This is a genomic window from Hymenobacter agri, from assembly GCF_054778495.1.
Window position 1 is genome coordinate 1 of record NZ_BAAGZM010001000.1, and the last position, 1,044, is coordinate 1,044.

Genomic DNA, 1,044 nt, shown 5'->3' on the forward strand with positions numbered 1-1,044 from the left:
GCCCCAGCGCGTGCGCATGTGGCGCACCGAGAGCGTGGGCCGCGTCAGGTTGAACTCGGCGAAGCGAGGCCAGACGCGCACCAGCGACGCCGCGAAAAGCGGGCCCGCCTGCTGCGCATACCAGGTGAGGAGCATTGTTTCGGCCTGAGCAGCGCTCAGGGGCTGGGGTGTGGAAACAACCAGTTCATCGGCCACCAATGCCACCGCTGGCTTGGGGGCTTCCGCGAAGCGTAACCCATAGGGTTGGCCCAGATAATAATGCAGGCTACCGGGCTCGAAGCGGCGCGTGGGAGCGGGCGCCGGCCGATTGGCGAACGTTTGCTGGTGCTTCAGAATCCAGTCGGCTTTGCGGAGCACCTGCTGGGCCACCCACTCGGGCGAAGTGCCGGCGGGCGCGCTGATGTGCACGCTGCCATCGGGCCGCACGGCGAAGCCCAGCGTGCGCCGCGAGCGGAATACGAGCGTGTAGTGTAGGGTCTGGTTCTGGTAGGCCAGGGTTTCGCGGCGGACGGGGGCAGAAAAGGGGCGGGGCATGCAGGATGATGATAGAAAACGGAACATACTGCGCACGGACGACACTGCAGGAGACCCCAGCAGTTTGCTATCCCGGCAGCGTTGCAACCGATTTGCATGAATACAAGTGCAAAAATGCGACCCCCTTCGCTCTCCTCATCCCGGGCAGCTTCGCCGCCGCCTGATATGGCTGCTACACAAATAGCGAAGCCAGCGACAGCAGCAGCGGCACGGTCATTACCACCGCGCCCAGCTTGAGAAACTGCCAGGCGCTGACCGTAATGTTTTCGCGGCGCAGGGCCACCAGCCACAGAATGGTAGCCAGTGAGCCCGTGACCGACAGGTTGGGGCCGAGGTCGATGCCGATGAGCACGGCGCTTTTCACCGCTTCCGGCACCTGGGCGGTTTGCATCACGTTGCCGGCGATGAGGCCGGCGGGCAGGTTGTTCATGCCATTGCAGAGCAGGGCCGTGCCCACCCCGCTGGCCCACACCGTGCCCACCGCCGACTGCCCGGCCCCGCGCGTGAGCA

The 1,044-nt window shown here is 65.4% G+C and carries 2 protein-coding genes; both read right to left on the reverse strand.

The window, feature by feature from the left end:
* A partial coding sequence (locus ACYVDE_RS24000; protein WP_460504041.1) for a M48 family metallopeptidase occupies window positions 1-534 on the reverse strand: 534 nt, incomplete at its 3' end.
* 172 nt (window positions 535-706) lie between these two features.
* Window positions 707-1,044: ArsB/NhaD family transporter (locus ACYVDE_RS24005; RefSeq protein WP_460504042.1), on the reverse strand; the 338-nt coding region annotated here is incomplete at its 5' end.